The sequence below is a fragment of the Cellulomonas wangsupingiae genome (genome assembly GCF_024508275.1).
GTDB classification, from domain to species: Bacteria; Actinomycetota; Actinomycetes; order Actinomycetales; family Cellulomonadaceae; genus Cellulomonas; species Cellulomonas wangsupingiae.
In genome coordinates this window covers 2,377,059-2,394,519 of sequence record NZ_CP101989.1, presented here as the reverse complement: position 1 = coordinate 2,394,519, position 17,461 = coordinate 2,377,059, and the positions used below count along the sequence as shown (strand labels likewise).

The following is a 17,461-nucleotide window of genomic DNA, read 5'->3' as shown; positions in this document are numbered from 1 at the left end:
GTGTCGGCCCGTACGGGTGGCGCACGTACCCTGGGACGCATGGCGACGCGCGACTCGGTGGGCTCCTGGCTCGAGGGCGGCCCGGGAGGTCACGACGACGGTTCGCCCCGAGGCGCACGGCTCGGCCTGCCGCCGACGGGTCCCGGGTCCATGGCGCGCCTGGGGCGCCGGGTCGCCGCGCTCGCGGTCGACTGGGTGGCGTGCCTCGCCGTCGCGGCGGTGCTGCTCCCGGTCCGCGCCGACGGCCCGTTCCTGCTGCGCGGTGACGCGCTGGGCACCCTGGCCGTGTTCGCCGTCGAGAACCTCGTGCTGGTGGCGACGCTGGGTCACACGCTCGGGCACCGCCTGCTGGGCCTGCAGGTGCGACCGGTCGTCGGTGGTGGCTCCACGGCCGGCGCGTCGGTGCCGCCCAGGGCGCCGGGGTTCGTCCAGAGCCTGCTGCGGGCGCTGCTGCTGTGCCTCGTCCTGCCCGCCGCGGTCTGGGACGGCGACGGCCGCGGGCTGCACGACCGCGCCGCCGGCACGGTCATCGTCCGCCGCTGATCAGCGGCCGCGCATGCCCTTGCGGTCCGGGCGGGCACGCATCGGGTCGATGCCCTTGGGCACGGGCAGCCGCGCCGCGCCCAGGGACGTGACCCGGCGCAGCACCACGGCGACCTCGTCCTTGGTGAGCTGCGGCTTGAGCTTCGTGACGGTGCGGGGGAGCCGACGCAGCGGGACCTGACCCTCGCCGTCGCCCACCTGGATGAGGTGGATCGGCGCGCCGGACACCACGCGCGCCGTGCGCTTGCGCTCGGCCTCGAGCAGCTTGCCGATGCGGTGCGAGGGCCCTTCGCCCACCAGCACCACACCGGGGCGGCCCACGCCGCGGAACACGAGGTCCTGCGTGCGGGGGTCGGCGGCGACGGGCTCCTGCGTGAACGTCCAGCCGCGACGCAGCGTGCCCAGGGCGGCCAGAGCGGCACCCGGCTGGCCCTCGATGCGGGTGTAGGCGGCGGTCTCGGCGCGGCGAGCGAGCACGAACATGCCGCCCATGAGGGCGAACGGCACGCTCAGCACCAGGACGTACACGAGCTGGTCGAGCAGCAGGCCGACGACGACGCCGATCGCCACGATGGCGACGAAGACCCCGAGCATGATCCACGTCACCGCGGGGTCGGACTGCCGCGTGATCTTGTAGGCCTGCCAGACCTGGTGGTACCAGCGGGTCTTCTTGACCTTGCCGGTGTCCTTCGCCGTGCCGTGGGCCGAGCCCTGCGGGGCCGTGGAGCGCTCGCGTGCCATGAGGCGGGAGTCTACCGGCGCCGGAGCGGGCGCACGCCGCCGTCGGCGTGCACCCGCTGCGGCGCCGCGCGCGGCTCAGCCGACGGGCGTGCGGGCCAGGAGCGAGGACGCCTCCTGGCGGGCCGTCGTCGGCTCGCCCAGGTGCGCGAGCGCCGCGGGGATCGGCAGGCCGCGCCGACGCATGGCCTGGCCCCAGAGCCGACCGGCCCGGTACGACGAGCGCACCAGCGGGCCGGACATGACCCCGAGGAAGCCGATGCGCTCGGCCTCGTCGGACAGCTCGACGAACTCCTCGGGCCGGACCCACCGGGCGACGGGGTGGTGGCGCACGGAGGGCCGCAGGTACTGCGTGATGGTGATGAGGTCGCACCCCGCGTCGTGCAGGTCGCGCAGCGCCTCCACGACCTCCTCGGTCGTCTCGCCCATGCCGAGGATGAGGTTCGACTTGGTGACCAGCCCGGCCTCGCGGGCGCGGGTGATCACCGACAGCGAGCGCTCGTAGCGGAAGCCCGGGCGGATCTGCTTGAAGATGCGCGGCACCGTCTCCAGGTTGTGCGCCAGCACCTCGGGTCGGGACTCGTTGACGACGTCCAGCAGCTCGGGGGTCGCGTTGAAGTCGGGGATCAGCAGCTCGACGCCCGTGCCGGGGTTCAGCGCGTGGATCTGGCGGACGGTCTCCGCGTACAGCCACGCCCCGCCGTCGGCGAGGTCGTCGCGCGCGACACCGGTGACCGTCGAGTACTTCAGGCCCATCGCCTGCACCGACTCGGCCACGCGGCGCGGCTCGTCGGCGTCGAAGTCGGCGGGCTTGCCCGTGTCGATCTGGCAGAAGTCGCACCGCCGGGTGCACTGGTCGCCACCGATGAGGAACGTCGCCTCGCGGTCCTCCCAGCACTCGAAGATGTTGGGGCAGCCCGCTTCCTCGCACACGGTGTGCAGGCCCTCGCGGCGGACGAGGCCCTTGAGCTCGCTGTACTCCGGGCCCGTGGTCGCCCGCGTGCGGATCCACTCCGGCTTCTTCTCGATCGGGGTGGCGGCGTTGCGCGCCTCCACCCGGAGCATGCGTCGTCCCTCGGGTGCGATCGTCACCGCGCCAGACTAACCCCGCTGGTCATGGGCCGTCCCTGCCCCCGGGGTGTGACGGGGACCTCCGTCCCGCGCGCGGGCGGCGATCCGGGGCCAGGCTGGTGAGCAGCCGGCCGGACCCGCGGGGGGTCTGCGGTCCAACGACGGCCGGCGGCCCGGAGGAGGTGGCGCGGTGCGCGTCCTGGTGACAGTGGCGTCGCGGCATGGTGCGACGCGCGAGATGGGGGCCGAGGTCGCGGCGCAGCTGCGCGCCGCGGGCCACGAGGTCGACGAGATCGAGCCCGACGACGTCGAGCACGTCGAGCCGTACGACGCCGTCGTGCTGGGGTCGGCCGTGTACGTCGGGCGGCTGGCTCTCGGGCTGCGCGACCTGGTCGACCGGCAGTCCGGTCAGCTGCGCGAGCGGCCCGTGTGGCTCTTCTGGTCCGGGCCCGTGGGCGACCCGCCGGTCCCCGAGACGGTGCCCGACGACGTGACCGACATCGCCCGGACCGTCGGCGCCCGCGACGTCGCGGTGTTCGCCGGGCGGCTGGACCGCGACGGCCTGAACATCTCCGAGCGTGCGCTGGTGGCGCTCACGCGGGCCGACGCGGGGGACTTCCGGGACCTCGACGAGGTGCGTGCGTGGGCCCAGGGCGTCGCCGGGTCCCTGCGGCTGATCGCGCGCGAGGCGTAGCCGGCCGTCGTCAGGCGGTCGTGGGCGCCGCTCCGGCGCGCACCAGCAGCGGCGCGAGCGTGTCCTGCAGGTGCCCGACGACCAGCGGCGTCGCCTCGGCGATCGTCACCTCGCGGCCGGCCTCGGCGGACAGCGTCGTGACGTCGGCGTCGTCGATGCCGCACGGGACGATCCGCGCGTACCAGTCGAGCGACGCGGTGCAGTTCAGCGCGAAGCCGTGCATCGTCGTGCCGCGCGCGACGCGCACGCCGATCGCCGCGACCTTGCGCGCGCGGCGCGGGACGGACGGTCCCGTGGCGGCCGCGGGGTCGTCGGCGGGGAGCCACACCCCGCTGCGCCCCTCGACCCGCCCGGCCGTGACGCCCAGGTCCGCGCACGTGCGGATGAGCGCCTCCTCGAGCGCGCGGACGTACCGCACGACGTCGACGGGCTCGGCGAGCCGGACGACGGGGTACCCGACCAGCTGACCCGGGCCGTGCCACGTGATGCGTCCGCCCCGGTCGACGTCCACCACGGGCGTGCCGTCGACCGGCCGGTCGGCGCGCGCGGTCCGCTTGCCGGCGGTGTACACGGGCTCGTGCTCGACGAGCAGCAGCGTGTCTTCGCGCTCGCCGGCCGCGACGGCGGCGTGGATCTCGCGCTGTAGGTCCCACACCGGCACGTACGGCTGGAGGCGGGTGCCGAGCTCGAGGGGTTCGACGCGCATGGTCGTCAGGCTAAGCCCTCGCCGGAGGAGGGTTCTCGACGGCGTCGGGAGCGCGGGTGGGCTCCGGGATGCCGCCCCGCGGCCCCACGACCTCGCGCAGGAGGTCGTCCAGCAGGGCGCGACGCTCGGGCGGGAGGTGGCCCAGGACGGCCTCCTGGGCCGGACGGGGGTCGGCGCATGCCGCGAGGGCGGCCGCACCGGCGGGGGTGATCGCCACGACGTGGCGCCGCCGGTCGTCCGGGTGGGGGCCGCGGGTGACGTAGCCCGTGCGGACGAGGCGGGTGACGACGCGGCTCATGGTCTGCTCGGTCACACCGCACGCGTCGGCGAGCTGGCGCTGCGAGAGCGGCTGCTCGGTGACGTAGACCAGCACGGGCAGGCTCGCGTGGTTGAGGTCCCAGGACGCGAGGTGGGCGTCCCAGGCGCGCTCGATCCGCCGTGCCGCTGCGGACAGCATCCGGCCGACCGGCCAGTGGTCCGGCGGCTGGCCCTGCTCCGTGCTCACGCGACCTCCCGTTTGCCGTGTCGCTCTGCGGGGCCCATGATACTCAGCATGCTGAGGAATCCCGTGGCCCGTGCGGTCGCCGTCGCCGTGGTGCTCGTCGCCTGGCTCGCTGTCGGCTCCGTGGGCGGTGCCGCCCAGGGACGTCTGTCCCAGGTCCAGACCAACGACTCGGCGGCGTTCCTGCCGTCGTCGGCGCAGTCCACGCAGGCCGCGGAGGCCTCGCGCGAGTTCGTCGACACGCAGACCCTACCCGCGCTGGTCGTGCTCACCCCGGCCGACGGGGGTGAGGTCACCCCGGAGCAGCTCGCGGCCGTGACGGCGTTCGCCGAGACGTTCCCCGACGAGGCCGTCGAGGACGGGACGTGGGCCGACCACCTCACCGGCCCCGTGGTGCCCGTGCCGTCGGAGGACGGCGAGGCGATCCTGCTGGCCGTCCCGCTCGACGCCGAGGACGCCGAGATCCTCGTCGGCGAGGAGACGCTCAACAACCTGCTCGTCGAGGACCTGCGCGCCGGGCTCGCCGACGACCTCGGCGCCACGGCGTCGAGCGCCGGCGACCTCGGCCTCGAGGCGTGGGTGACCGGCCCTGCGGGGTTCGTCACCGACCTCGGCACCGCCTTCGCGGGCATCGACGGCCTGCTCCTGCTCGTCGCCCTCGGCGCCGTGCTCCTCATCCTCGTGGTGGTCTACCGGTCCCCGTTCCTGCCGTTCGTGGTCATCTTCACCGCGGTGTTCGCGCTCGCGCTCGCGGGGCTCGTCGTCTACGAGCTCGCCGACGCGGGCGTGCTCGTGCTGAACGGCCAGGCCCAGGGCATCCTGTCGATCCTGGTCGTCGGCGCCGCCGTCGACTACTCGCTGCTCCTCGTCGCGCGGTACCGCGAGGAGCTGCGGCACACCGAGCAGCCGGCCGACGCCATGCGCGTCGCCTGGCGGCAGTCGCTCGAGCCCATCGCCGCGAGCGCCGGGACCGTCGTGGCGGGCCTGCTGTGCCTCCTGCTGTCCGACCTCGCGTCGAACCGCAGCCTCGGGCCGGTCGCGGCCATCGGGATCGGTGCCGCGCTCCTCGCCGCGCTCACGCTGCTGCCTGCGATCCTGCTGATCGCCGGCCGTCGCTCGCGCGTCCTGTTCTGGCCGCGGGTGCCGCGGTACGTCGTGGCGGCCGAGGCCGGTCGGCCGACGCACGGCGGGCACGCCGCCGACCTGCCGCCCGCGGCGGTCGACGCGGCCGAGGGCGCCGGTCTGTGGGCCCGGTGGGCCAGGTTCGTGGCGCGCCGCGCACGGCCCGTGTGGATCGTCAGCGCGGCCGTGCTGCTGCTCGCCGCGGTGTTCGTCCCGACGTTCCGTGCCGGCGGCACGAGCCAGACCGACGTCTTCCTCACTCCCGTCGACTCGGTCGCGGGGGAGGAGGTGCTTGCGGAGCACTTCCCCGCCGGCGCCGTGCAGCCCGCGCTCGTCATCGTGCCCGAGAGCGAGCTGGACGCCGTGGTCGCCGCCGCCGAGGGCGTGGCGGGCGTGGAGTCCGCGGCGGCGTACACCGGTGCGCCCGGTGGCGCCCCGGGTGCTGCCGGTGCACCGCCGGTCGTCGTGGACGGCGACGTCCGCGTCGACGTCGTCACCGAGGCACCGTCGGACAGCCAGGAGGCCGTCGACACGGTCGCCGACCTGCGGGAGGCCGTGACCGCCGTGGCGCCCGAGGCGCTCGTGGGGGGACCGGCCGCCGAGACGCTCGACACGCAGATCGCGAGCGAGCGCGACCTGCGGGTCATCGTGCCGGTGGTGCTCGTCGTGATCCTGCTCATCCTGGTGCTGCTGCTGCGCTCGGTCGTCGCGGGGCTGCTGCTCATGGCGGCCAACGTGCTGTCCTTCGCCGCGACCATCGGGATCTCCGCACTCGTCTTCAACCACGTGCTGGACTGGCCCGACGCGGACCCGGTGGTCCCGCTCTACGGCTTCGTGTTCCTCGTCGCGCTGGGCGTCGACTACTCGATCTTCCTCATGACGCGGGTGCGCGAGGAGTCGCAGTCCGTCGGGACGAGGGAGGGCGTGACGCGTGGTCTCGCGGTCACCGGCGGGGTGATCACGTCCGCCGGCCTGGTGCTCGCGACGACGTTCGCCGCACTGTCCGTGATCCCGCTGCTGTTCCTCGCCCAGCTCGCCTTCATCGTCGCCCTGGGCGTGCTGATCGACACGTTCGTCGTCCGCAGCCTGCTCGTGCCGGGGCTGGTGCACGACCTGGGACCGCGCACGTGGTGGCCGAGCCCGCTCGCGCGACGCCCCGAGCACGGCGCGCACGCGTCCGTCGGGGCGGCGAGCACGTCCTCCTAGAGTGGCGGCATGGAGCCGCTGCGCATCGGGCTGATCGGGTACGGCGGAGCCGGGCGTGGGATCCACGCCCGGCTCGCGCGCGAGACGGGGCAGGAGGTCGTCGCCGTCGTCACGCGCCACCGCGGCGACCAGGTGCGCGCGGACTGGCCCGACGCGCGCGTCCTGCCCGACGTGGAGGCGCTGCTCGCGGAGGCGGGCCTCGACCTCGTGGTCGTCGCCAGCCCGACGGGGGAGCACGCCGCGCACGTGCGGGCGGCCCTCGAGGCCGACGTGCCCGTCCTGGCGGACAAGCCGCTGGCCACCACGCGGGTCCAGGCGGCGGGCCTCGTCCGGCTCGCCCAGGAGCGCGGCCGGCGGCTCACGGTCTTCCAGAACCGCCGGTGGGACCCCGAGCAGCTGACGCTGAGAGGGCTCCTCGACGCCGGGACGCTCGGCCGGGTGCACCGGTTCGAGCGCCGCTGGGAGAGGTACCGCCCCGAGCCGCAGCGCCGCTGGAAGGAGGAGGACCCCGTCTCCGGCGGCCTCCTGCTGGACCTCGGCACGCACCTGGTCGACTCCGCCGTGCAGCTCTTCGGGCCCGTGCGGCGCGTCCACGCCGAGCTGCGCGCACTGACCACGCCGGCGCCGGACGACGTGTTCCTCGCGCTGGAGCACGCCCCCGACGACGACGGGCACCACGTCGTGTCCCACCTGTGGGCGGGCGGGCTGGTCGGCGCGCCCGGGCCCCGCACGCGCGTCCTGGGGGAGCGCGGCGCCTACCTCGTGACGAGCTTCGAGGGGGAGCCGACGCCGTTCGCGGTGCTCGACGACGCGCAGGAGGCGGGACGCCGGCCGGGCGAGCCGGTGCACGAGGGCTGGCTCGTGCGCGGCGCCGAGCGCACGCCCGTGCCCCGCGCGGCCGGCGGGCACGGCGACCTGTACCGCGCGCTGCAGGCGTGGCTGCGGGCCGACGGGCCGCGGCCCGTGGACCCCGCGGACGCCGTGGCGACCGCGCGCGTGCTCGACGCGGCCCGCGTGGCCGCCGAGACCGGGGTCGCGCAGCTGCTCGGCTGAGCGAGCCTGTGGACGACCCTCCCGCACGGGCCGTCCGCCGGTGTTGGATGTCGCCCGTGCACACCGCCTCCCCACCCCCGGACGATGTGACCCGGCTCCTGCAGGCGCACGGCACGCGGGTCGCCTCGCCCGTCGGCACGGACGGGTCCTGGTGGGTCGCGCGTCCGGACGACGGTACGGACGGTCCGTGGCTCGAGGTGCTCGTCGCGGACGTCCCGGTGGACGGCGCGCTCGCGTCACGTGCCGGCCTGCTCACCGGGCTGGACCACCCGCACCTGGCCCGGGTGCTCGCGGTCGAGCCGCTCGCCCCGGGCCGTGTCGCCCTGGTCTGCGAGCACGTGCCGGGGCCCACGCTGGCGGCCGTCCGCGCCGCGCGCCCGCCGCTCGCCGACGGCGAGGTGGTCACCGTGGCCGTGCCCGTCGCCCAGGCGCTGGCGGCGCTGCACGCCGCGGGGCTCGCGCACGGTGCCGTCGGGGCCGACCGCGTCGTGCTGCGACCCGGTGGCATGCCCGTGCTCGTCGACCTGCGCGGCGCGCTGCGCGGGGTGGGGACGGCGTCGGGCGACGTGCACCGGCTGGTCGCCGCGCTGCTCGGCCTCATGCCGCCGCTGGACGCGCACCTGGCGGCAGGCCTCGAGGACGCCGTGCGCCTGCGCGACGCGCTCGAGGGCCTCCTACGGGGCCGTGCGACGCCCGAAGGGCTCGTCGAGACGGTGTTCGCCGCCGCGAGCCCCGAGCCGGTGCAGGTGCCCGACCCCGACGAGCTCGCCGGTGCGCAGGTCGCGCTCGCCGCCGGTCGCAGCGGCGCGCCGCGGGCCGTGGCCCCCGTGGCGCCGCCCGTGCGGCGTGCCCGGCGATCGACGCGGCGTCGCGCGAGGTGGCCGGTGGCGGCGGTCGCCGCGGCGCTCCTGCTGGTCGGCGGCGGCGCGCTCGTCGTGCGCGCCCTGCCCGACCAGCCTGCTGCCGGGCCGGCGGCCGGGGCAGCGGACACGGCCGCGAGCCCTCCCGCCGACGACGTCCGTCTCACGACGGACGACCAGGACCCGGCGGGCGCGGCCGCGGCACTGACGCGGCTGCGGACGGCGGCGCTCGCTGACGCGGACGCCGCGGGCGTGGCGGACGTGGGGGTGGCGGGCTCGCCCGCGCTCGCCGCCGACACCGCGCTGCTGCAGGACCTGGCAGGTGCGCGCAGCGAAGGGCTGACGGCCGACGTCACGTCGGCGGTCGCCACGGCCACGGACGACTCCGGGGACGTCACGGTCGAGGTCACGTCGGCCCTCAGTGCCCACGTGCGGGTCACACCCGCGGGCGAGCGCACCGACGTGGCCGCCACCGCACCGCGCACCGTCGCGCTCGTGCTGCGGTGGACCGGCGACGGGTGGCGCGTGTGGGACGTCAGGGAGCCGAGCGGCGCGACGCCCTGAGCCAGCGGGCCACGGCCGTCGCGGTGCGGTGCTGCGGCACGAATCCGGAGCCGCGCAGGACGGCGGGGTCCGCGTTGACCGACCCCAGGACCTCCGAGGCGAAGTCGCCCAGCGCGACGCGCAGCGCGGGTGCCGGGACAGGCAGCGTCAGGCGTGCGCCCCAGGCGTGGCGCAGCGCCTCCACCAGCTCACCGTGCCGGTCCGCACGCGCCACGAGGTTCGCCGGGCCGTGGACCGGTGCCGAGAGCAGGTGCTCGATCGCACGGACCTCGTCGAGCAGGCTGATCCAGCTCCAGTACTGCCGTCCGGAGCCGAGCCGCGTCGCGATCCCCGCGCGCAGGGGCAGGAGCAGCGGGGCCGCCGCACCGCCGTGAGGGCTGAGCACGATGCCCGTGCGCAGGTGCACGACGCGCACGCCGGCCTCCTGCGCCGGGGCCGTCGCGGCCTCCCAGCGGCGCACCACGCCGGCGAAGAACGTGTCGCCCAGCGGCTCGTCCTCGGTGAGGGAGGCGTCACCGCGGTCGCCGTAGGCACCGATGCCCGACGCCTGGAGCAGCACACGCGGGGCACGGTCGTCCCGGTCGGCCAGGGCGGCGAGCGTCCGTGACAGCAGACCGGCCGTCCGCACCCGGGAGGCGACGACCTCCCGCTTGCGCGCGGCCGTGAGCGGCCGGGACGCGACGTTGACGCCGGCGAGGTCGACGACCGCGTCGCACGACGCCACGGCATCCGTGTCCACGCTGCCGGCCACCGGGTCCCAGGCCACCTCGTCGGACCGTCGGGGGGCCCGCCGGACCAGCCGGACGACGTCGTGGCCGGACTCGCGCAGGTGCTGCACGAGCGACGTCCCGATCAGGCCGGACGACCCGGCGACGAGCACACGCATGCGGGTCACCCTAGCCACGCGGCGGCACAGGGGCGCGCCGGCGGAACGACGCAGGGCCGCCCACCGGTCGGTGGGCGGCCCTGCGGGGTCGTGCGTGGCGTCAGAGACCGAGCTCGGCCTCGAACGCGCCCTCCTCGAGGCGGTTCTTCACCGCGGTGAGGTAGCGCGACGCGTCCGCGCCGTCGACCAGGCGGTGGTCGTACGACAGGCACAGGTAGCACATCGACCGGATGGCGATGACCTCTTCGCCGTCCGCGCCCTTCACGACGACCGGGCGCTTGACGATCGCGCCGGTGCCGAGGATCGCCGACGTGCCGCCGGGGACGATCGGCGTGTCGATGATCGCGCCGCCCGAGCCGGTGTTCGTGACCGTGAAGGTCGCGCCCGACAGCTCGTCCGGAGTGACCTTGTTGGCGCGCGTGCGTGCCGCGAGGTCGGCGATCTTGCGGGAGATGCCCGCGATGTTGAGGTCGCCCGCGTCGCGGATGACCGGCACCAGCAGCCCGCGCTCGGTGTCGACCGCGATGCCGACGTTCTCCTGGCCGTGGTACGTGATCGTCTTGTCCTCGAGCACCCCGTTGACCTTGGGGTACGTCTTGAGGGCCTCGACGGCGGCCTGGACGAAGAACGGCAGGAACGTGAGGTTGACGCCCTCGCGTGCCTTGAAGTCGTCCTTGGCGCGTGCCCGCAGGCGCGCGATCTTGGTGACGTCCACCTCGACGACGGTCGTGAGCTGCGCCTGCGTGTGCAGCGCCTCGACCATGCGCTCGGCGATGATCTGACGCAGCCGGCTGGCCTTCTCGGTGGTGCCGCGCAGCGGCGAGACGGCCGCCGGTGCTGCTGCCTTGGCCGGTGCCGGCGCCGCGGCGGCCTTGCGGGCCTCCTCGGCCTTGGCGGCGGCCTCGAGCACGTCCTCCTTGCGGATGCGCCCGCCGACGCCCGAGCCGGTGAGCGTCGAGACGTCCACGCCCTTCTCGGCCGCGAGCTTGCGGACCAGCGGCGTGAGGTACGAGCCTCCGGCCGTGGGCTGCGGCGCCGACGACTGCGCGGCGGCAGGCTCCTGCGCGGCGGGTGCGGGCTGCTCCGGGGCCTTCTCGGCGGGTGCCTCGGAGGCCTCGGGGGCGGACGGCTGCGGGGCGTCGGCCTGCTGCGCCGGCTCCTGCGGCGCGGCGGGCTGCTCGGCGGCCGGTGCGGACGCGGCCGCTCCGGACCCGATGACCGCGAGCACGGCACCGACCTCGACGGTCTCGTCCTCGCCGACCTTGATCTCCTGCAGCGTGCCCGCGACCGGCGACGGGATCTCGGTGTCGACCTTGTCGGTGGAGATCTCGAGCAGCGGCTCGTCGACCTCGACCTGGTCGCCGACGGCCTTCAGCCACCGGGTGACGGTGCCCTCGGTGACGGACTCGCCGAGCGCGGGGAGGGTGACCTCCTGGCCGTCGCCGCCCGACGACGCGGCCGGTGCCGGCGCGTCCTCGTGCTGCTCGACCGGCTGCTGTGCGGAGGCCTCGGCTGCGGGCTCCTCGGGCTGCGCCTGCTGCGCGGGCTCCTCGGCCGGCGCGGCCTCGTCGGCCTGCGGCGCGGGGGCCTGCTGCTCGCCGGAGGGGGCGTCGCCGCCGCCCTCGCCGGAGCCGATGACGGCCAGCGAGGCGCCGACCTCGACGGTCTCGTCCTCCTGGACGAGGATCTGCTCGAGCACGCCGGCGAACGGCGAGGGGATCTCGGTGTCGACCTTGTCGGTCGAGATCTCGAGCAGGGGCTCGTCGACGGCGACGGTGTCGCCGACGTTCTTGAGCCAGCGGGTGACGGTGCCCTCGGTGACGGACTCACCGAGCGCGGGAAGCTGCACGTTGTCGGACATGACCGCTCGTGTCTCCTTGGGTCCTGGGGTCAGTTGTGGGCGTGCAGCGGCTTGCCGGCGAGCGCGAGGAACGCCTCACCGAGAGCCTCGTTCTGCGTGGGGTGCGCGTGGACGAGCTGCGCGACGTCCTCCGGGTAGGCCTCCCAGTTGACGATGAGCTGGCCCTCGCCGATGAGCTCGCCGACACGCGCACCGATCATGTGCACGCCGACGACCGGGCCGTCCTTCTTGCGGACGAGCTTGATGAAGCCCTGGGTGGCGAGGATCTGGCTCTTGCCGTTGCCTCCCAGGTTGTACTCGAGGACGTCGACGCCGTCGTCGCCGTAGAGCTCCTTGGCGCGCTTCTCGGTGACGCCGACCGAGCCGACCTCCGGGTCGGAGTACGTCACGCGCGGGATGCCGGACTCGTCGATGAGCGGCGGGTTGAGGCCCGCGATCTGCTCGGCGACGAAGATGCCCTGCTGGAAGCCGCGGTGCGCGAGCTGCAGGCCGGGGACGATGTCGCCGACCGCGTAGATGTTCGCGACACCGGTGTGCAGCCGCTCGTCGGTGATGACGAAGCCGCGGTCCAGCGTGATGCCCTGCTCCTCGTAGCCCAGGCCGCCGGTGTTCGGGCCGCGGCCCACCGCGACGAGCAGCACGTCGGCGTCGAAGGTCTTGCCGTCCTCGAGCGAGACGTGCACGCCGTTGTCGTCCTGCGTGACGCCGGAGAAGCGGACCCCGAGGTTGAAGGCGATGCCGCGCTTGCGGAACGCGCGCTCGAACGCCTTGGAGATCGCCTCGTCCTCGTTCGGGACCAGGTGGGGCAGCGCCTCGATGATGGTGACGTCGGCACCGAACGACTTCCAGACGCTCGCGAACTCCGAGCCGATGACGCCGCCGCCGAGGATGATCGCCGAGCGGGGGACCCAGTCGAGCGTGAGCGCCTGGTCCGAGGTGATGACCCGGCCGCCGATCTCCAGACCGGGCAGCGAGCGCGCGTAGGAGCCGGTGCCGAGCACGATGTGCTCACCGGTCAGCGTGCGGTCGCCCACCTGGACGGTGTTCGGGCCGGTGAGCTTGCCGTAGCCCTCGACGACCTCGATCTTGCGGGACTTGATGAGACCCTGCAGGCCCTTGTAGAGCCGGCCGATCACGTTGTCCTTGTAGGTGTTCACGCCACCCATGTCGATGCGCTCGAGCGTGCTGTGCACCCCGAACTGCGCGCCGTCACGGGCGTTGTCGGCCAGCTCGGCCGCGTGCAGGAGGGCCTTGGTGGGGATGCACCCGCGGTGCAGGCAGGTGCCACCCACCTTGTCGGCCTCGACCAGGGCCACGGTCTTGCCGAGCTCGGCGGCACGCAGGGCGGCTGCGTAGCCGCCACTACCTCCGCCCAGGACGACGATGTCGAAAGCGGTGCCGTTGTCGGCCACGTGCGCACTCCTCGAGGGTGTGGGATTTGCTGCGCGCCCATCTTGTCATCCCGCCCGCGCGGCGACGAACCGTCTAGCACATCCGGGCGTGTGAGACCCGCGACAGTCGTCCCATGACACGGTGCGCGCCGCGGCCGGCCCCGGCGGCGGGCGGCCACGTCCAGGTGGCTCCCCGGTGGCGTCGGTAGGGTGCACGCCATGGGTCTGTTCTCACGTCGCCGGCCGGGCCGTACCGGCTCGTCCGCGGACGCGCCGACCGGTCGCGACGCGCGGGCGGAGACCCTCGCCTACCTGCGGGACTTCGTCACCACACGCGTCGGCGTCGAGGCCTACGTCGAACCGCGGACGAACGTGACGCCGACGACGATCATGCTCGTCGCGACGGACGGCGAGTGGACCCGCCGCAAGGTCCCGGACGAGCGGGCGGCGGCCTCGATCGCGCGTGACCTGCAGATCCCCGTGTACGACGTGCAGCGCACCGGCTACCCGCAGCGGGTCCGGGACTGGAACGCGCGCCAGAGGCTGGAGCGCAAGCGCCGCAGCGCCGACCGCACCTGACGGTCGGGCGCCGCGGGCCCGTGGCGTCAGGACGCGCGCTGCTCCAGCAGCCGCAGGAGGGTGCGGACCCCGACGCCCGTGCCGCCGACGGGGGTGTAGCCGAAGGCCGTGCGCTCGTTGAACGCCGGGCCGGCCACGTCGAGGTGCGCCCACGGCGTCGTCCCGACGAACTCCTGCAGGAAGATGCCGGCGGTGAGCATGCCGCCGAAGCGGTCTCCGATGTTCGCCAGGTCGGCCACCTTGGACTTCAGGCCCGCGCGCAGGTCGGCCGGCAGCGGCATCGGCCAGAACTGCTCACCTGCGCCGTGCGCGGCGTCGACCAGCTCGGCGCGGGCGGCGTCGGTGCCCATGACGGCCGACACCCGGTGGCCGAGCGCCACGACCTGCGCGCCCGTCAGCGTCGCGATGTCGACCACGAGGTCGGGCTTCTCCTCGACGGCCGCGACGAGCCCGTCGGCCATGACCAGGCGGCCCTCGGCGTCGGTGTTCAGCACCTCGACGGTCTTGCCGCCACGGATCGTGATGACGTCGGACGGTCGCTGCGCGGTGCCGGACGGCATGTTCTCCGCCAGGCACAGCCAGCCGGTGACCGCGACGCGCAGACCGAGCTGCGCGGCCGCGACCACGGTGTGCAGGACGGCGGCCGCACCGGCCATGTCCGACTTCATCGCCTCCATGCCCGCGGCAGGCTTGATCGAGATGCCGCCGGAGTCGAACGTGATGCCCTTGCCGACGAGCGCCACGTGGCCGGCCGCCTTCGCGGGGGAGTACGTCACCTTGACGAGCCGCGGCGGCCGGGCCGAGCCCTGCCCGACGCCGACGAGGCCGCCGTAGCCACCGGCGGCGAGCGCCTTCTCGTCGAGCACCGTGACCTTCAGGCCCTTGGCGCCGGACGCCTTCACGGCCGCCTTCGCGGCGTCGGCGAACGCCGCGGGGTACAGGTCGTTGGGTGCCGTGTTCACCAGGTCCCGCGTCCCGTGGACGGCGGCGGCGAGCACCTCGGCCCGCGCGAGCGCGGCCTTGGCCGCCTTGTCCCGCGCGGCGGCGGTGACCACCTCGACGCGCTCCACCGGGGCGTCCTGCACGTGGTACCGCCCGAAGCCGTAGGCGCCCAGCAGCGCGCCCTCGGCGATCGCCGCGACGGCGTCCGCGTCGGGGGCCGGCAGGGCGATCGCGACCGACGACAGGCCGGCCAGCTCGCGTGTCGCGGCACCGCTCGCGCGGCGCAGCAGCTCCGCGCCGGCGGGCGTCGCGGGGTCGAGGGGACCGTCGCCCAGGCCCGTCACGACGAGCGTCGCCGCGCGCAGACCCGTGCCGGGCAGCCGGCGGACCTCGTCGACGGCACCGGTGATGCCGAGGCGCGCACCGTCCTGCGTGATCTGGCGCGCGAGCTCCGCAGGCAGCCAGTCCGCGCCGGCGGGGACCAGGGACGTCCCCTGTGCGTGGACGCCGACGACGACCGCGTCGACGTCGAGGCGGGTGGGGTCGGTGGAGGTCAGGGAGATCACGCACCGATCGTAGCGGCGCCCAGGCGCGCGACCCGCAGGGAGGAACCACGGCGTCGCGGCGGGTAGTTTCTGCCCCGTGCTCGTCCCTCTCGCGCTGCTCGTCGCCGCCCTGTGCCTGGCCCTCTCCGCCTGGGCCGGGTGGTTCGTCGTCGCCGACCGCGCCGTCGTGCTGCGCCAGCTGTGGGGCGGGGCGGTGGTCGAGGGCGTGCTGCTCGTCCAGGCGGTCGTCCTGGCCGTCGTGCAGGCGACGGGGGACCAGGACGTCGACGGCGTGCTGCTGTGGGGGTACGTCGTGACGCAGCTCGTCGTGCTGCCCGTCGCGGCCGCGTGGGCGTTCGCGGAGCGGACCCGCTGGAGCTCGGTCGTGCTGGTCGTGGCCGCGCTGACGGTCGCCTTCCTCGAGCTGCGCCTGATGCAGATCTGGGGGGCGTGACCGTGGCCGGGACCGCCGACGCCGCCGTGCCACCGCGCCCCACGGGGACAGGGGCCGGCCGGCTGCTCGTCGCGGTGTACGGCGTGCTCGCGCTCGCCGCGTCCGCCCGCGGGCTGTACCAGGTCGGCACGAAGCTGCACGAGGCGCCCCTCGCGTACCTGCTCTCGCTCGTGGCCGGCCTCGTGTACGTCGTCGCGACGTACGCCCTCGCGCGCGACCTGCGCCCGCTGGCGTGGGGCGCCGTGGTGTTCGAGATGGTGGGGGTGCTCCTCGTCGGGACGCTGTCGACGGTGGACGTCGGGGACTTCCCCGACGAGACGGTCTGGTCGAGGTTCGGTGCCGGGTACGGCTACGTGCCGCTCGTCCTGCCCTTCGTCGGGCTGTGGTGGCTGCGCCGCACCGGCCGACCCGGGCCGGCCGTGGACGCCCCGCCGCCCGGCGCACCTCCCGCCGTAGGGTGACCCGCGTGTACCGGCTGCTGTTCGACCTGGTCTTCCGTCGCATGGACCCCGAGCGGGCGCACGAGCTGGCGTTCGCGCTCATCGGCGGCCTGGGGCGCGTCCCCGGCCTGCGGACGCTCGTCTCCCGTGTCCTGCGCGTGCCCCGCGGCGACGCCGGTCGCGTGCGGGTGTGGGGACGCGAGCTGCCCGGGCGCTTCGGGCTCGCGGCCGGCTTCGACAAGGACGCCCGCGCGGTCGAGGGCCTGGCGATGCTCGGGTTCTCGTTCGTCGAGATCGGCACCGTCACGGCGCACGCGCAGCCGGGCAACGAGGGGCCGCGCCTGTGGCGCGTGCTCGACAGGCGCGCGCTGCGCAACCGCATGGGCTTCAACAACGAGGGCTCGCAGGCCGTGGCGGCACGCCTGCGCCGGCTGCGGGCGACCCCGCACGGCCGGCGGATCGTCGTCGGCGTGAACATCGGCAAGACGAAGGCGACACCCGCGGCGGAGGCGGCGGCCGACTACGCGACGAGCGCGGGCCGCCTGGCGCCGTACGCGGACTACCTCGTCGTCAACGTGTCGTCGCCCAACACCCCGGGGCTGCGCGACCTGCAGGCGGTCGGCTCCCTGCGGCCCGTCCTCACCGCGACACGTGTCGCCGCCGACGAGGCCACCGCGCGTGCGGGCCGCCCGGTCGTCCCCGTGCTGGTCAAGATCGCCCCCGACCTGTCCGACGAGGACGTCGACGCCGTCGCCGACCTCGTCGCCGAGCTGGGGCTCGACGGCGTCGTCGCTGTCAACACCACGATCGCGCACGACCTCGGCCCCGGCGGGCTGTCCGGGCCCCCGCTGCTGGCCCGCGGTCTCGACGTCGTGGCGCGGCTGCGCACCCGGCTCGGCGACGAGGCGGTGATCATCGGGGTGGGCGGCGTGAGCGGACCCGCCGACGCACGGGAGTACCTCGCCGTCGGCGCGACGTTGGTGCAGGCGTACACCGCGTTCATCTACGAGGGCCCGGCCTTCCCGGCGCGCGTCGCCCGCGCGCTCGCGGACGACGCGGTACGCGCCCCGGGGGTGCGGTGATGGTCGCGCGCCCGCGGTGGCAGTGGCGGCTGGAGGGTGTGGACGGCGGCGACGTCGAGCGTCCGGGCAGCCCGGTGTTCCTCGCCCGCTTCGAGGCCGAGCAGTGGCTCGGCGAGCACTGGCGCGCGCTCGCGGGCCAGGGGGTGCGGCGTGTCGTGCTGCAGCACGACGGGGCGGACCTGCCGCCCGGGATCGACCTGCCCACCGACTGAGAGCGGGCGC

18 protein-coding genes are annotated in these 17,461 nt (G+C 75.2%); 10 read left to right on the top strand and 8 right to left on the bottom strand.

Annotated features, from left to right (window positions below; genetic code table 11):
- Window positions 1-39 precede the first annotated feature (39 nt).
- A complete protein-coding gene (locus tag NP075_RS11125; protein ID WP_227563274.1) occupies window positions 40-543 on the top strand; it encodes an RDD family protein in 504 nt (167 codons plus the stop codon).
- Here NP075_RS11125 and NP075_RS11120 read toward each other — a convergent pair whose 3' ends face one another.
- Window positions 544-1,284 (bottom strand): DUF4191 domain-containing protein, encoded by a 741-nt coding sequence (locus NP075_RS11120; protein ID WP_227563273.1) that lies wholly within the window; start codon window positions 1,282-1,284, stop codon window positions 544-546. It lies immediately after the preceding gene.
- A 75-nt stretch (window positions 1,285-1,359) separates the two neighbouring features.
- Window positions 1,360-2,373, bottom strand: coding sequence for a lipoyl synthase (gene lipA / locus NP075_RS11115; RefSeq protein ID WP_227563272.1), 1,014 nt, complete (start codon window positions 2,371-2,373; stop codon window positions 1,360-1,362).
- 169 nt (window positions 2,374-2,542) lie between these two features.
- Between lipA and NP075_RS11110 the strand changes: the two genes are divergently transcribed.
- Entirely contained in the window at window positions 2,543-3,046 is a 504-nt protein-coding gene (locus NP075_RS11110) for a flavodoxin domain-containing protein (RefSeq protein ID WP_227563271.1), read from the top strand.
- Between the two features lie 10 nt (window positions 3,047-3,056).
- On the opposite strand, the gene lipB is transcribed toward NP075_RS11110, so the two are convergent.
- Window positions 3,057-3,752: a lipoyl(octanoyl) transferase LipB gene (lipB, locus tag NP075_RS11105; RefSeq protein WP_227563270.1), complete on the bottom strand. Its 696-nt coding sequence runs from the start codon at window positions 3,750-3,752 to the stop codon at window positions 3,057-3,059.
- 10 nt (window positions 3,753-3,762) lie between these two features.
- Entirely contained in the window at window positions 3,763-4,257 is a 495-nt protein-coding gene (locus tag NP075_RS11100) for a MarR family winged helix-turn-helix transcriptional regulator (RefSeq protein ID WP_227563269.1), read from the bottom strand.
- A gap of 48 nt (window positions 4,258-4,305) precedes the next feature.
- Here NP075_RS11100 and NP075_RS11095 point away from each other — a divergent pair, with 48 nt between their 5' ends.
- The 3 genes from NP075_RS11095 to NP075_RS11085 all read left to right on the top strand — a co-directional run bounded on the left by NP075_RS11095 (window position 4,306) and on the right by NP075_RS11085 (window position 9,059).
- Window positions 4,306-6,582, top strand: coding sequence for an MMPL family transporter (locus tag NP075_RS11095; protein ID WP_227563268.1), 2,277 nt, complete (start codon window positions 4,306-4,308; stop codon window positions 6,580-6,582).
- A gap of 9 nt (window positions 6,583-6,591) precedes the next feature.
- Entirely contained in the window at window positions 6,592-7,635 is a 1,044-nt protein-coding gene (locus NP075_RS11090) for a Gfo/Idh/MocA family oxidoreductase (protein ID WP_227563267.1), read from the top strand.
- 86 nt (window positions 7,636-7,721) lie between these two features.
- On the top strand, window positions 7,722-9,059 hold the full coding sequence (locus NP075_RS11085; RefSeq protein ID WP_227563266.1) for a hypothetical protein: 1,338 nt from the start codon (window positions 7,722-7,724) through the stop codon (window positions 9,057-9,059).
- On the opposite strand, the gene NP075_RS11080 is transcribed toward NP075_RS11085, so the two are convergent.
- The 3 genes from NP075_RS11080 to lpdA form a co-directional block, all read right to left on the bottom strand.
- Window positions 9,031-9,945: a TIGR01777 family oxidoreductase gene (locus tag NP075_RS11080; protein WP_227563265.1), complete on the bottom strand. Its 915-nt coding sequence runs from the start codon at window positions 9,943-9,945 to the stop codon at window positions 9,031-9,033. The two genes, NP075_RS11085 and NP075_RS11080, sit on opposite strands and share 29 nt — an antisense overlap.
- Before the next feature lie 100 nt (window positions 9,946-10,045).
- On the bottom strand, window positions 10,046-11,806 hold the full coding sequence (gene sucB / locus NP075_RS11075) for a 2-oxoglutarate dehydrogenase, E2 component, dihydrolipoamide succinyltransferase (protein ID WP_227563264.1): 1,761 nt from the start codon (window positions 11,804-11,806) through the stop codon (window positions 10,046-10,048).
- 29 nt (window positions 11,807-11,835) lie between these two features.
- Entirely contained in the window at window positions 11,836-13,218 is a 1,383-nt protein-coding gene (lpdA, locus tag NP075_RS11070; RefSeq protein ID WP_227563263.1) for a dihydrolipoyl dehydrogenase, read from the bottom strand.
- Window positions 13,219-13,416: 198 nt separating this feature from the next.
- Between lpdA and NP075_RS11065 the strand changes: the two genes are divergently transcribed.
- Window positions 13,417-13,776 carry an oxidoreductase gene (locus NP075_RS11065; protein WP_227563262.1) on the top strand — a complete coding sequence of 120 codons (360 nt, stop codon included), beginning with the start codon at window positions 13,417-13,419 and terminating at the stop codon, window positions 13,774-13,776.
- 26 nt (window positions 13,777-13,802) lie between these two features.
- On the opposite strand, the gene NP075_RS11060 is transcribed toward NP075_RS11065, so the two are convergent.
- On the bottom strand, window positions 13,803-15,284 hold the full coding sequence (locus tag NP075_RS11060; protein WP_227563261.1) for a leucyl aminopeptidase: 1,482 nt from the start codon (window positions 15,282-15,284) through the stop codon (window positions 13,803-13,805).
- A gap of 76 nt (window positions 15,285-15,360) precedes the next feature.
- Here NP075_RS11060 and NP075_RS11055 point away from each other — a divergent pair, with 76 nt between their 5' ends.
- From NP075_RS11055 to NP075_RS11040, 4 genes are read left to right on the top strand one after another with little or no spacing between them, the layout of a single operon-like run.
- Entirely contained in the window at window positions 15,361-15,717 is a 357-nt protein-coding gene (locus tag NP075_RS11055) for a hypothetical protein (protein ID WP_227563260.1), read from the top strand.
- The gene (locus tag NP075_RS11050) at window positions 15,714-16,178 is read left to right on the top strand and encodes a hypothetical protein (RefSeq protein ID WP_227563259.1); all 465 of its coding nucleotides are present in this window, start codon (window positions 15,714-15,716) and stop codon (window positions 16,176-16,178) included. The genes NP075_RS11055 and NP075_RS11050 overlap by 4 nt, the downstream gene beginning before the upstream one ends.
- 5 nt (window positions 16,179-16,183) lie before the next feature.
- Window positions 16,184-17,239, top strand: coding sequence for a quinone-dependent dihydroorotate dehydrogenase (locus tag NP075_RS11045; RefSeq protein ID WP_227563258.1), 1,056 nt, complete (start codon window positions 16,184-16,186; stop codon window positions 17,237-17,239).
- Window positions 17,239-17,451 (top strand): hypothetical protein, encoded by a 213-nt coding sequence (locus NP075_RS11040; RefSeq protein ID WP_227563257.1) that lies wholly within the window; start codon window positions 17,239-17,241, stop codon window positions 17,449-17,451. The genes NP075_RS11045 and NP075_RS11040 overlap by 1 nt, the downstream gene beginning before the upstream one ends.
- The last annotated feature ends 10 nt before the right edge of the window (window positions 17,452-17,461 follow it).